Here is a 14106-nt window from a genome sequence, read left to right on the forward strand (position 1 = left end):
CGCGATATACCGAAATGAGAAAGCAATCAAGCATTTTGAGAAAGCAATATACCTTTTTGCTTGCTGAATTTACTGAAATCAGAAAGCAATCAAGCATTTTGAGAAAGCAATATGCTTGATTGCTTATTGAAATCAACTTGAGCAGGTATTAAAAACTTGACAAACTTAATTAAGATATTTTACTTTGAGATGAGTGTGTTGAAACTCATCAACGCATCTCAGCCGAACTTTGAAAACCACATAATTCCGTTGAGATGCATTGAGTTTTTGAGCTAATTGGAGGCTGTTGAGCGCAAATTGTCTTTCTGCAATTGCGAATTATCTTGGTCAGCGAAAGTTTTGAACTCGATCGCATCATGACTACAAAATAGGCGCACTTCACTACTGTGGTCGAGCGATAACGCACGTAACTTTTCTTGATTATAAAGTCGAGCCTTGCGGTCTACCTCCATGAACCATTGGTAGGCACGCAGTCCAGGTGTGCAAACTCGTTTAGGAGAGCCGATTTCGTGTCGGTAAAAGTAAGCATCGCCTGCATGTAAGAGCCAGCCTTCGGATGTCTCAATAGCGATACCTGCATGACCCCGTGTGTGACCGACGAGCGGTATCAGGAGAATTTCGGGCGGTAGTCCTTCAAGGTTACGTACTGCCTCAAAGCCGAACCAAGGTTCACCACCAGGCGAATAATACTTCCAATTTTTTACTTCGTCCCACTGGCCAGGGCGGTAACGTCGAGATGCGACAAAGCCCTGCCGTTCCTTGGCGGCTTCAATCTCACTGAGCATTACATGCACGGTTGCTTCGGGGAAATCTTCTAACCCGCCTGCATGGTCAAAATCGAGGTGAGTAAGCACTATGTGGCGGACATCGCGCGGGTTTAAACCGAGCTGCTCAATAGCCGCAACCGCCGTATATTTTTGTTCAAACTTGATCCGATTCAAATTCATGAAGAAGGGGCTGAGTCTTGATAATGGCGCTTTGATATCGCGCTGACCAAAGCCTGTATCTATGAGAACAAGTCCCTCATTTGTCTCGATGAGCAGACAGTGACAGACGAGACAGGCTGTTAGCCCACGACTAAAACCGTCGAAGAGTGCCCCACCAATCGGGCACATACAACCGCAATTAAGATGATGAATACGCATAAATTATTCTACCGAGCATTAATCTCTTTTAAAGATGAAAAAATATGAATAATCACCATACTTAGGAGTGAATAAATTTATGTTTTCACAGGGTTTGATTGCTGAATTACTTTTGCTGTCTGTATCTAAAGTCTTGTGACGATTTGCGCCTTTGACTTGTTTAGGTTGTAATTGTGAGAATGAGTCTGACTCGCTAGGATGGGATTAGAAATTTATCACATCTGAGTATGGCAAAGCAGGACGCTCCACTCACAGGAGAAGCGCTGATTAAGGAAGTCTGTCGGCGGATTCGGGTAGCCCGCAGCTATTGGGATGCTCACAATAACGCTGCTTGTCGAGGTGAGCGCGATCGCGCAATCTTCCTTTACAATACACTGAGCAAGGAACAAAAAGAGCAGATTCCGCAAGTGTTGCGGGTATGGCTGCGCTATCGCAGTGAGAAGTACTTTGGCGCACACCGAACACCGCCCAAATCGGCACGAAAATCAAAATAGTCCTTATTGGGTATGATATTCAGTGCATCACAGCTACAGCAGGTAAAAAAGGCAAAAACTTTGTAAGAGTTTACTAAGCTTGTAAAGGCAAATCAGCAATTATCCCATCATACTATTCTGCCTTAAAGATTATTTATAAAGTCAAACTTAAGTAGGGAGTGTTACGGCTTTAGCCTAACGCACCGTTATATAACTAGAATTTACGCATTGACAAGAAATCCCAAATATGGATAAGTTTAAAAACCACATCTTTCGTAAGGGCACAGCATTGCTGTGCCCCTACAGCATGGTCTATTTACGATCGCAAGATAATTAAGAAAAGCCTGAAAACTTCCGGGAGCATCGTTAATTCAGATCACGATACATTTGTACAGTGCGTAAGTCCTAATAACATGGTGTGTTAAGCACTCACGTCATGTTTTTCGTGACAAATCATATCGAAATATACGCCTAACACACCTTACAAGAATTTTATTTTTAGTCTGTAAATAGCCTCTTAACCCTCTTTAATTACTCATAAAGAGAGATTTTTACAACTAATTTAGGATTGCTATAGCTAATGCAGTTAGTTAATTTGCCAAATATGGATAGTGCTATCCTCATTGCTACTAGCGAGGGTTTTACCATCCAGGCTCAGAGCAAGCCCTAAAACTGAACTGGAACCATCCCTCCATGTGTGTAAGAGTTTCAAAGTCTCTAAGCTCCACAGTTTAATACTGCCATCAAAATTGCCGCAGATCAGAATTTTTCCATCGGGGCTAATGACAAGAGATTCAACTGAACTAAAATTGTCAGGAAACTCATGCAGCAGTTTTCCAGTTTGAAGATTCCATAACTTCAGGGTGCTAATTGCACGATTTCGAGAAACGAGTTGACCAAAACTGCCAGTGACGAGCTTTTTGCTATCTGGAGTAATGGCAATAGCATCAACTCCGGTTTTATGCCCTTTGAGAATATGGCGTGTTTTTTTAGTTTGCAGATCAATGAGTCTAATTGTATTGTCATTGCCACCCCCAGTACTCACAAGGGTTTGCATATCAGGGCTAAATGCAACCTTACTCACAAAGTCTGAGTGTGCAGCAATGGTATCAAGCAACTTAAGCGTGTGTAAATCCCAAAGCTTGATTGTGCGATCGTCACTGCCACTAGCAATAAATCTACCATTTGAACTAATAGCAACGGTTTCTACTGGCTGGGTATGTCCATTTTCGCCCTTAAGCATTAATTGAGTGCGTAAATCCCAAACCTTCATTGTTGGGGTAGTTATCCCACCACTTACAAGCTGCTTGCCATCTGGACTAATAGCAATTGAAGTAACACCATCTGAGTGAGCTTCTAAACTACGCAGCAATTTTCCAGTACGTAGATTCCAGAATTTAATTGTATCATCTCTACCTCCACTAATCAGGGTTTGCCCATCCGGGCTAATGGCAATTGCTGGAACACCAAAAGTAACTTTTTTATGCTCAGTCAGTGTATGAACAAGTTGAATATGTATTTGGGACTGAGTAATTGTACTCTTACGAATGGGGGGATTTGAACTGGAAGAATGTAGATCAATGACAATCACAGTGATGTTGACTGCGATCGCTAAGGCTGTAATAGCTGGTTTGGATTTGAGAAAATTCAATAATTTCATGGCGGTGAGGAACGCAATTATATAACAGGGTTCCCATTTGATCAGGTGCGATCGCCACCGGAAAGGGCGGGTACGCCATCGCACCCTCACCACATCTGATAGACCACAGTCTAAGATTGAGTATAATTTAACAGGCTTAGATCATCGCCGCGTAGCTTGCTTCCCTTGAACCAAGGATTGAATGCCTAGTGAACTCCTAACTCTGCCAATTTTAGATTTTGAGTCGCACCTTTGGTGCGCTTACAGCGCAACTTGGATTTTGGATTGAAGAAGAAATTTAAAATCTAAAATCCAAAATTGAACATTCTTTTACAACGCAGAATAAAAATCTGTTTTTTCCATATTTCATACTCTATGACCAACTACTTTCGCTCTAATGTTGATGCAATGGCTAGCTATATTCCTGGTGAGCAGCCTCAACGCGGTACACAGATAATTAAACTCAACAGTAACGAGAACCCCTATCCTCCTTCGCCTGCGGCGCTAGCTGTGCTGCGGAATATCGATGGCGAGTGGTTGCGAAGGTATCCAGAACCTTTCGGGGGGGAGTTCCGGCAAGCTGCAAGTAAAGTTTTAGGTGTTCCTAGCGATTGGATAATTGTGGGAAATGGCAGTGACGAATTGTTAAGCGTAGTAATTCGAGCCTGTGCAGAACCTGGCAAGAAGGTAGTTTATCCGATGCCAACTTACGTGCTATATCGCACATTAACAGAAATGCAAGCTGCGGAAATTATTGAGATTCCCTACAGCGAGGACTACAGTTTACCTTTGGAAGAACTGGTTGCTGCCAATGGATCTGTGACATTCATTGCATCGCCTAATAGTCCATCGGGGCATGTGGTAGCAACAAATGATCTGCGAAAATTAGCCAGCCAGTTATCTGGAGTTTTAGTGATTGACGAAGCATACATAGATTTTACCGAAGAGAATGCATTGGCTTTGGTAAAGGACTACGAAAACGTCATCGTAATTCGCACACTTTCTAAAGGGTACTCGTTGGCTGGATTACGGCTGGGATTTGGGGTGGCAAATCCCAAGCTGTTGCAGGGATTGTTTAAGGTGAAAGATAGCTATAACATTGATGCGATCGCTTGTGCAATTGGTACGGCTGCTATTACCGATCAAGCTTATAAAAATGCTTGTGTGGCAAAGATTAAAGCATCGCGGAATCAGTTAGCAACAGAATTAAAACAATTAGGTTTTCATCTTTGGGATTCCCAAACTAATTTTTTGCTGGTACAGCCAAAAGAAGGAAACGCAGAATATCTCTATCAAAAACTGAAGGAACGGGGAATTTTAATCCGCTACTTCAAGCAGCCTGGACTAGATGATAAATTACGCATTACTGTTGGTACTGATGAACAAAATCAGGCTTTAGTGGAAGCACTAATTTATTTGTTAGAGACTGGGGATAAGGGAGTAGGGGGAGCAGGGGGAGAAAAAAGGGTTAACTGAACCGTATTGAGATATAAAGTACGTTCTACTTATGACTGCTTTTCTCAACATTATTACTTAAGTAATTAGACACTCAGGGCTTCTAGCCTTGCCTGAAGTGGGATAGAGATAATAAATTCAGCCCCTTGTCCTAAAACCGATACACACTCCAACTTTCCTCGATGCTTATTAGTCACAATCTGGTAACTAATAGATAGCCCTAAACCAGTACCTTTACCAACAGGTTTGGTGGTAAAAAAGGGTGTGAAGAGTTGCCGCCGCACATTTTCGGTTATACCAGAACCGTTGTCAGCAATGCGAATGACGGCAAAATCACCTTCAACAGTGGTACGAATTGTAATGATGGTTGGCTGACGTAGAATATCGGCATAAGTGCGATGTTCATTAAATTCCTCTAAAGAGTCGATCGCATTTGCGATCAGGTTCATAAATACCTGATTCAGTTGACCAGGGTAGCACTCTACGGGTGGCAGGTTGCCGTACTCGTGTATTACCTGAATTCCCGGAGAGTCTGGTTGGGGTTTGAGCCGATTTTGCAAAATCATTAGGGTGCTATCAATACCGTCATGGATATCAACGGCTTTGACTTCAGCTTCGTCTAGGCGGGAAAAGTTTCGTAAAGATAATACAATCTGGCGAATGCGATCAGTTCCTACTTGCATTGAAGCCAACAGCTTAGGTAAGTCTTCCATCAAAAAATCTAAGTCAACCGCATCTATCTCACTTTGAACTTTAGGCGGTAAATTCTGGTTTTGCTGTTGATAAAGTTCTACTACACTCATCAAGTCTTTGAAATAATTATTAACGTAAGTAAGGTTGCCGTAGATAAAGCTGACTGGGTTATTGATTTCGTGAGCAACGCCTGCCACCAACTGCCCCAAGCTAGACATTTTTTCGCTTTGCACCATCTGAGACTGGGTGAGCTTCAATTCATTGAGCGTGTGTTCTAGCTGCTTTGCTTTCTCACGCGCTTGTGTTTCCGAAATTTCTAACTCCTGGGAATATATGTGCAAATTTGTGTAGAGTCGAGCATTTTCTATAGAGATGGAAACTTGCGAAGTCAATAAGTTCAGTACCTCTAATCGCTCTGCGGTAAAGGCTCCGGTGGTGAGGTTATTTTCCAGGTAAAGAACTCCAGTTAGCTTACCCTGATGAGCAAAAGGCGAACACAAAATTGATTTGGGTTGATTGGCAACAATATAGTTGTCACTCACAAAACGCTCTGTGTGACTAGCATCGTCTAAAACCAAATTTTCTTTTGTTCTTTCAACATAGTTAATCAGTAAAACTGGCAATTTATGCTTTACTTGCACCAGACTGGACGATCGCACTGTCACTTGATCTCGATCAATGCTTCCTTCGGCTTCAATTACCCACTGGTTCTCGCGTTTTACAAGTAGATAACCCATTTGGGCACCAGCATTCTCGATCGCGATCGTCATCATCTTCTCCAGCAGCCGACTTAGCTCCATCTCGCTTGAGAGTGCCTGCGATGCTTTAATCGCTGTGCTGATATCTAGAGCTTGGGTTTTAGCTTCAGAAATATCCCGAATCTGCTTTGTAGCCGTACCCCGCCCATTTACTTCCCCGACTGTGTCTGTAAAAAGTTGGGAATATTGTTCGTCTAGTTGCCGGACTTTACCCGTAGCTTCCCACTTTAGATAGCGATAACGGGCTTCTTTAAAATAAACTTTGGCAAAGTTTGTTCTATCCTTAGCCAAGTAAAATCGAAATGCTAGTTCGTTTGCCAAGGCTTCATTTTGTAAATAACCGTTTTCGGCAGCAGAAGCGATCGCTAAGTCATACAACTCCATTGCCTGATAATCTTGTTGGTAAATCCGAGTAATTTCAGCTTGAATCAGCAGGAACTTGTGTTGATAATTGGTTGGGCAGTGCATTGCCCATTGCTGGAATTTTTCTAAGTTGGCATTTAGTTTATGCAGATAAATGACTTGAGTTGCGGTATCTGCCTCTGCATAAGCCCCTGCTAAGGCAATACTTTGGTGAAAATAGAAAACAGGATTAATAAAAATTCCTCGCGCTCCCCCAACAAATTTTTCTGCATTCTCTGCATATTCAACAGCTTTGATATATTCTCCATACCAGTTACAGAGCGCAAGTTTATAGATGTAAACTACAAATGCACTCAACATATCCGAAGATGCCAACGCAAACTCTAGCACTTGCTGTTCATCTGCCCAAGCTCCAAGAAGTTGGTCAATCTTATCTGCTGGCTTAGTCAGGTTAGCGATCGCTTCCATAGCCAGCAGATGGTAGTTCAACATATTTTTGTCAATCTTGCGAAGAGTGGGAATAAAATCTTCGGCTATTTCTGCGGTTTTTTCCAAAGATTCATTCCCAAATAACGATTGCCACAAAAAATTAACTGAACAATAACCAGACCATTGGTAAGAACCTGTTTCTAAACCACTATTAAATCCCTTTATTAAATAAGGTTTTGCCTGACTAATATGGTCTTTGTAATGACAGATTAAACCTCCCCACATATTCAAAATATTCGCTTCTAATTCCTTCGTTCTTAAAATTTCATGCAAACGCAGAGATAGCTCACCAAACTCATAACCTGAATCTACCTCACCATATTGAAATACTAGGTTGAAAGAATACAGCATGTAACCAAATACTGAAATTGGTGAGTTGCCATACTGAACTGAAAGTTGAGTTATGTTCATAGATGTGATATGCAACGCGTTAGATCCTAAAAAGTAAGCAATAGGCCAGACTTCTTTTAAGATGCGTTGAGCCATTAACTTCTCTTCGTCTTGCATTGGCGGTAGTTCTGCGAGACTAAAAGTTGAGCGATCGCCAATAACTTTTTTGGTTTGATTGAGTTTTTCCAACAGATATGCATCATCGGGATAAGCTGTAAACTCAAAGCCTAAAAGTTCCAAGGTGTTTAACCCAATTTTATATGCGGAGTTTAAGTCATTCTCCATGCGATAACACATAATCCGATATTCATTCACCCGACACATATCAATAGTAGTTTTAACTTTGCTAAAAATATGCTCAAAAATCAGCAAAGCTTCCTCATATTTACCATTTAAAAATTCTGCCTCTCCAAATTGTAAATACAAAGTTAACGTGAGTAAATATTTATCTTGCCAGCTATTTTCAGGGAGATAACTCATCCCTATTTTCAGCAATTTTAGTGCAGTTACAAACGCCGAAGATGATTTTGCTCGTTGACCTGCTCTCAGATTTAATTCTGCCACTTCATATCTTTCTGCTAGTTCCACAATCAATGAACTGCCAGCATTGAGATGGTTGACGATATCAAAAAGATGTTCTTCTAACTGGGCTTTTTCAGTATTATGTAATAGTAATTTTCCAACCTTCAGGTGTACTTGTTGTTGCTGGTCGGTTGGAATTAAAGAATAGGCAGCTTGCTGAACGCGATCGTGCAAAAACTTATAGTCAACTTGTACCGCAGTATCGCAGTATGTTGCCAATTCCGATTCGTTCAACAATTGAGGGATTTTGTAAGTATCGCTTAAGGGAAGAATTAATCCTGCCCGCAAAGCTTCCCATAAATCAATTGCTGTTGCTGATGCAGATTTTTCGTTTACTACAGCTAGAATTTCTAGATTAAAACGGTTCCCAACACAAGCAGCTAATTGTAAAACTTGCTGCGTTGGTTCTGAGAGTCTCTGAATTTTATTCACCATTAAATCGACGACATTATCGGTAATGGCTTGTGACTGAATTTTGTTGAGATCCCACTGCCAGAAACCCGAACGATAATCAAATGTCAAGAGATTATCTTGATGCAGTACTTTTAGTAACTGAGTCAAGAAAAAGGGATTACCTTGGGTTTTTTGAAATAGCAAATCAGCTAAAGGTTCTGCCTGAGATAATTCGCAATTGAACGTGTCAGTAACCAGTTGAGTAATATGAAGTGCTGCTAATGGCTTCAAAAGCAACTCTTCAACGGTTGCCCCAGATGCTTGAATTGTCTCTAGCATTAGCATCAGTGGATGGGTGGGACTAACTTCGTTATCTCGGTAAGCCCCAATCAGCAATAGATACTGACTTTCTGCGTCAGTCATCAAATTCTCGACCAGCTTCAAAGAGGCAGCATCTGCCCATTGGAGGTCATCTAAAAACAGTACTAAGGGATGGAGAGCAGCAGTAAAGGCATGGATAAATTGCTTAAACACCCGATTAAAACGATTTTGAGACTCAGCAACCCCCAACTGCGGTACAGGCGCTTGCTGCCCAATAATTAGTTCTACTTCCGGGATGACATCAATAATAACTTGACCATTAACTCCCAATGCTTGTAGTAATTTATTTTTCCAAACCTCAACTCTGGCTTGGCTTTCAGCTAACAGTTGTCGCATCAATTCTCGAAATGCTTCAATCAAAGAAGCATAAGGAATATCTCGCTTGAGTTGGTCAAATTTGCCACCGATGAAGTAACCTCGTTGCCGGACAATCGGTTTGTGAACTTCGTTAACTAGTGAGGATTTGCCAATACCAGAGTATCCTCCTACCAACACAACTTCGCTAGAACCAAGGCTGACTTTTTCAAAGGCAGCCATTAAAGCCGCCACTTCTAGTTCCCGACCGTAAAGTTTTTGAGCTATTTGGAATTGATGTGAAAAATCCTGCTGGCCTAAGCTAAAAAGCTCAATGCTGCCTTTTATTTGCAGTTGTATTGCTGCTTGCTCTAGGTCAGCTTTTAACCCGTAAGCACTCTGGTAGCGGTCTTCAGCAGTTTTGCTCAGAAGTTTCATAGCGATCGCAGAGATTGCCAGTGGTACATTAGGATTAATCTCGTGGGGAGCTACTGGAATTTTCGCAATGTGATAATGCACCAACTCCATTGGGTCTTGAGCATTCTGGAAGGGGAGCCGACCCGTGAGCATTTCGTAAAAAATGACACCTAATGAGTAAAAATCTGTACGATAATCTAAGGTTCGGTTGATGCGTCCGGTTTGCTCTGGCGACATATAAGCCAGCGTTCCTTCTAGGAGGTTGAGGCTACTGATTTCTGGGCTTTCTTTTGACAGCAGCGAAGCGATGCTGAAGTCAATCAATTTTATTTTTTCGGTACTGGGGTTATAAAGAATGTTTTCCGGTTTAAGATCCTTATGGATAATGTGGTGGGTATGTAGCTCTCCTAAAGTTTCAGTAATTTGACGAGCAATGTTGAGAAATTTTATAAGTTCAAAGCCTGTATTAGAAATCTGAGCTTTTAAAGATTCTCCACCAAAGTCTTCTAAAACCAGTGCTAGACCATTACTGTAACCATTGTCGTAACTGATTAATTCATGGGCTTTGATTACACCTGCAATGTTCAAGTTTTGGATAATTTCGTATTCGTGCTTAATCTGGGCAATCTCTTTGACAGTAGGATACTCTGCTTTGAGCAGTTTGATAACAACTGAGTGCCCGTTAGCCTTGGAGTATGCTCGACAAAGTACTGTGGTAGTAGCTTCATAAATTAAACTTGTAATACTATAGTCCGGGATGCGAGCAATTAATCTAAGCATTATTACTTGGCTGAATGTTGTTTTATAATAGATTTTGGTGGTTACTATGATAATTCCCGAAATTCAAGTTAAATTAACTCTTCAAATCGTGAGTGAAGAAAACAGAAGGCAGTTCTTGCTGGAGATAGGAATTTAGATGAAGCTTCTCTACCAGACGCTTTGCGAACAACCCTATCTAATTCCAAGCAACGCTTACGGGTGACGCTCGTTCCGACGCTTCGCTATCGCTAACGCTACGAAGACACCCAATTGCCTACGACTGTTACCCACCTACAGCACTGGACTCACCATTTCAAAGATTTTGGTGCTTTTGACTTAAACCGCAAGCCAGCTTGCTCTAGTAGCAGGAGGTAGAGGGCAATATTCTTCCTGCCTTCTTCTTCAACTTTCGGTAATTCCGCTCTAAGACTTGTGCGTGTTTATCGTTTTCCAATCATCACCAGATTCTGACTTACCAAAACTCTGATAGCGTGTCAAACTAAAAGACAAAGCGTTGACAGAGGTTTTTAAGAATGCATTCTGTAGCCAAACTTGAGCCAACATGGCAGGATAGCGCACTAGAGAGCATTATAAATATAGTAAAAGCGCCTGATGGTGACTTTGAAAGTATTGGCAAATTGGCAAATACTGTTGGTGATTTGCATAGCTTACAAAAAATAATAGAACTTCTTCATAGCACACCACAAGGAAAAGAAGCATTTCAAAAGCGCCCAAAATTAGGTGATATCGATCTCCAACAACTTTATTGTTTACCTACCAATACACTGGGATACACCTATGCTGAACACATGTTCAAAAACAATTTGAAACCTTTACATTCAGGACAAGTAGAGAATGAGTACCAATTTTTAGGAGCGCATATCACAGAAACACACGACATTTGGCATATTCTTACTGGATGCAATACGAACATTATTGGAGAAATTCAATTAGAAGCTTTTTATGTTGCTCAATTACACTTTTCGCGTTTCTGGTTAGCATTATTAGCTAAAAATCTTGTCAAAGCTGCTATTTACGATATTGAGGTTTCGACAAAATATATGGATGCAATAACTACAGGATGGCTAATGGGAAAACAGGCTTTGCCTCTGTTTGGTATTGAATGGAATTTATTTTGGTCAAAGCCACTGGAGGATGTCCGTACTTCTTTCAACATTATTCTTTGTGAAACTTAATGCAACGCATCTTACATTAAGGGTGAATCTGACTATCCCCCTTGATGAGTCTCCTGTGTGCATTTTGGGGGTCAACTAGTGGTAGGCGCAGCCCGTCGTAGATATTGCCTAACTCATCCCACTAATGCTCAATGGCATTAAAGGCTCTATCACTTTTGCATAGCTTAGAGCTTTTCTTAAGCTTATATGCTTAAAATAGTTCGCACGTCATTTTAAAAGCTTATATTTCTTTATTTCCATCAATAGCCAGTTCCTTTTTGCTATGTTTCAACTGTTTCCAAAGCGCCCTAATTTGCTGGTAAGCTTCTTCTGGAGACAGCTTTCCACCTGTTTTTAAGCTAGTGATGTAACCAATTTTTTGGGCAAATTCTTGGAGGTTGGCATTAAACGCTAAGGTTTCTGGCTGGAAATTACCATAATATCGGCTACGAGGGTAAAGAAAGTTATTTTTGTCTTGGGAGTTAGGCTGTGTCATTAGTTTGCTGCCTGCAATTTTTTATTAAGAGTTCTAGGCTTGATTTTTTCTACGTGTAATTACACACTATAAAATTCAAATTCTAGAATAAGTTAATATTGTAGTTAAAAATATATTTATATGGCTACTGCAAGAAGACAGAAATAACTATCCAGTTGAAAAAAGTTGAAAACTTTATTATGTAATTTTTTATACTATAGGCTCCGGCTAACTCACTTAGTCATCACGTATTCTTTTTTTGCTTTGACTACTGCGCTTTTTGATTCACCTGTAACCAAATTTCTAAACTCACAAGCAACCACAGCTTGACTCCATAACGACTCCAAGTATCTCCTTGATAGTTTAACCAATTGCGAATTGGCAACTGGTTCAAGTAAGGAGTGATAGCTGCATTTCGATTGAGTAATAAATCTCTGGCTTCTTGCTGCCAATATTTCCGAAATCCTAACTGCACCGGCACCATCATGCCACTTTTGGGACGATGAATAATTGTGTCTGGCAAAATATCTGCGTTCGTCAAAGACGTACCGTAGGTAATCGCTTGCTTTAAAACTGCTTTTTCTTCCACTCCAGAAAGCTTATATTTTGGAGGGATTTCCATGCTTAAGTCTACTACTCGTTGGTCAAACAGGGGAGAACGACCGTGCAAAAAGGCTGCTTGAGTCAAGTTACTGACTTTCGTCAGAATTTGGTCAGCGCCTTTAAATTTGATGTTCATTGCCATCAAACGATTGAGATAGCTAGCTTGGGAAGATAAATCTTCTTCAAAAACCCAAGGTGCTGTTTGTACTGCTGTCCAAACTTCTGGTTTTAAAAGTTGTGGTAAGTCAACAGCGCACTTTTGAAAGGAAATTAAATAAGCTTGCAATGCATCCTGATTGGTCACAGACCCATATAAACTATTGATTAGCATTGGCTGATTTTTTGGCCCACCAAAACAAGGGTCGCCACCTTCACCATTTAAAACTACTTCTACGCTTTCTCTCGCCAGTCGTCCCAGCAAAAGGTTAGGAACAGTCAGTGGGTCGCCAATGGGGTCATCTAAATAGGCCATTGTTTCCGGTAGGCGTGACCACATATCCTTAAAAGTAATTTCTAAAATGTGGTGCTGCGTCTGGCAATGGGATGCAACTAGACTGGAAAATTCTAACTCATTGGGACATTCCGAACCAAAATGAATCGAGAAGGTGTGAACTGGGGCTTTGTGGAATTTTGCTACTAAAGCAGTGATACCGCTAGAGTCCAAACCGCCAGAAAGAAAAACGCCGACGGGTTGATTGGCTGGTGGTAAATATTCTTGAACAACTTGGTCTAGGAGTTCTCGCAAGCGATCGCCATGCCATGCTAAGGGTTGATCTATTGCTATAATCTGTTCTTGAAGCTGCCAATAAGCTTGAACTTTATAGTCGGGAAATTCTAAAACGGTTCCAGGTCGAAGTTCCCGCACCTGTTCCCAAAGCGTTCGTTCTCCTGGAACGAAGGCGCAACAAAGATAATCTCGCAACGCCACCAAATCTAAATCGGATGAACGATGGGGTGATAAAGTTCTCAGTTGAGGCGCAATCCAACGAACCGAACCAGTGGTAGTGTAATAGAGGGTACGAACACCGATGCGATCGCGAACTAACCGCAATACCTGTTTTTCTCTATCCCATATCACTAACGCAAACATCCCCACAAGTTGGCTAAGACATTCATTGCCCCATCGTTCCCAAAGATTGCCAACCAGTTGCAGAAAACTTCCTTTAAAGCTATCCGGTTCAATTCCCAACTTTTGCAGCAACTGCACTCGGTTAGTTAACCAAACATCACCAACAACAACAAATCTTCCTCCAGAACTGATTGCTAATTTTTCCGTTTGAAATCCCGAAGCTGTGCGTGGGAGAATTACAGAAATTTTTTCATCTCGCCAAGCGATATCTTCATAATTTTCATCAACTGTTCCCCACGCTACGCGCCAGGTTGGGTCAGTCTTGATAAATTCGATTTTAGGAGATTTACGATTTTTAAATGCATCAAATAGCATGGAAAGTTTTACAAATTTTCTACTTCTTTATACTTAATACCAAGAACAAGGGTCATAATAAACCAAGTATAGGACTCATATTTGATTGCGTGAAAAAAACTCAGTACACCTTTATTCCTTCTTCCCAGTCCCCAGTCCCAAGTATTGAGTCTCTACGAGTAATTCACCGAATCAAATC

Annotated in this window: 8 protein-coding genes; 3 read left to right on the forward strand and 5 right to left on the reverse strand. The window is 41.1% G+C overall.

Annotated elements, in window-relative coordinates:
- Positions 1-272 precede the first annotated feature (272 nt).
- Positions 273-1145, reverse strand: coding sequence for an MBL fold metallo-hydrolase (locus tag ACFFAP_RS27120; RefSeq protein WP_375514132.1), 873 nt, complete (start codon positions 1143-1145; stop codon positions 273-275).
- Positions 1146-1372: 227 nt separating this feature from the next.
- Here ACFFAP_RS27120 and ACFFAP_RS27125 point away from each other — a divergent pair, with 227 nt between their 5' ends.
- Positions 1373-1639 carry a Precorrin-3B methylase gene (locus ACFFAP_RS27125; protein ID WP_100897963.1) on the forward strand — a complete coding sequence of 89 codons (267 nt, stop codon included), beginning with the start codon at positions 1373-1375 and terminating at the stop codon, positions 1637-1639.
- 565 nt (positions 1640-2204) lie between these two features.
- Here ACFFAP_RS27125 and ACFFAP_RS27130 read toward each other — a convergent pair.
- Entirely contained in the window at positions 2205-3362 is a 1158-nt protein-coding gene (locus ACFFAP_RS27130) for a WD40 repeat domain-containing protein (protein ID WP_375514133.1), read from the reverse strand.
- A gap of 270 nt (positions 3363-3632) precedes the next feature.
- Between ACFFAP_RS27130 and hisC the strand changes: the two genes are divergently transcribed.
- A complete protein-coding gene (gene hisC, locus ACFFAP_RS27135) occupies positions 3633-4733 on the forward strand; it encodes a histidinol-phosphate transaminase (protein WP_375514134.1) in 1101 nt (366 codons plus the stop codon).
- Positions 4734-4798: 65 nt separating this feature from the next.
- Here the strand turns inward: hisC and ACFFAP_RS27140 are convergent, their stop codons facing one another.
- The gene (locus ACFFAP_RS27140; protein WP_375514135.1) at positions 4799-10252 is read right to left on the reverse strand and encodes an AAA family ATPase; all 5454 of its coding nucleotides are present in this window, start codon (positions 10250-10252) and stop codon (positions 4799-4801) included.
- A 512-nt stretch (positions 10253-10764) separates the two neighbouring features.
- Here ACFFAP_RS27140 and ACFFAP_RS27145 point away from each other — a divergent pair.
- On the forward strand, positions 10765-11427 hold the full coding sequence (locus ACFFAP_RS27145) for a Coq4 family protein (RefSeq protein WP_375514136.1): 663 nt from the start codon (positions 10765-10767) through the stop codon (positions 11425-11427).
- A gap of 220 nt (positions 11428-11647) precedes the next feature.
- Here the strand turns inward: ACFFAP_RS27145 and ACFFAP_RS27150 are convergent, their stop codons facing one another.
- Entirely contained in the window at positions 11648-11902 is a 255-nt protein-coding gene (locus ACFFAP_RS27150; RefSeq protein WP_375514137.1) for a hypothetical protein, read from the reverse strand.
- A gap of 247 nt (positions 11903-12149) precedes the next feature.
- On the reverse strand, positions 12150-13928 hold the full coding sequence (locus ACFFAP_RS27155) for an asparagine synthetase B family protein (protein WP_375514138.1): 1779 nt from the start codon (positions 13926-13928) through the stop codon (positions 12150-12152).
- Positions 13929-14106 lie beyond the last annotated feature (178 nt).

Source organism: uncultured Nostoc sp. (assembly GCF_964245575.1).
In the GTDB taxonomy this organism is placed as follows: Bacteria; Cyanobacteriota; Cyanobacteriia; order Cyanobacteriales; family Nostocaceae; genus Nostoc.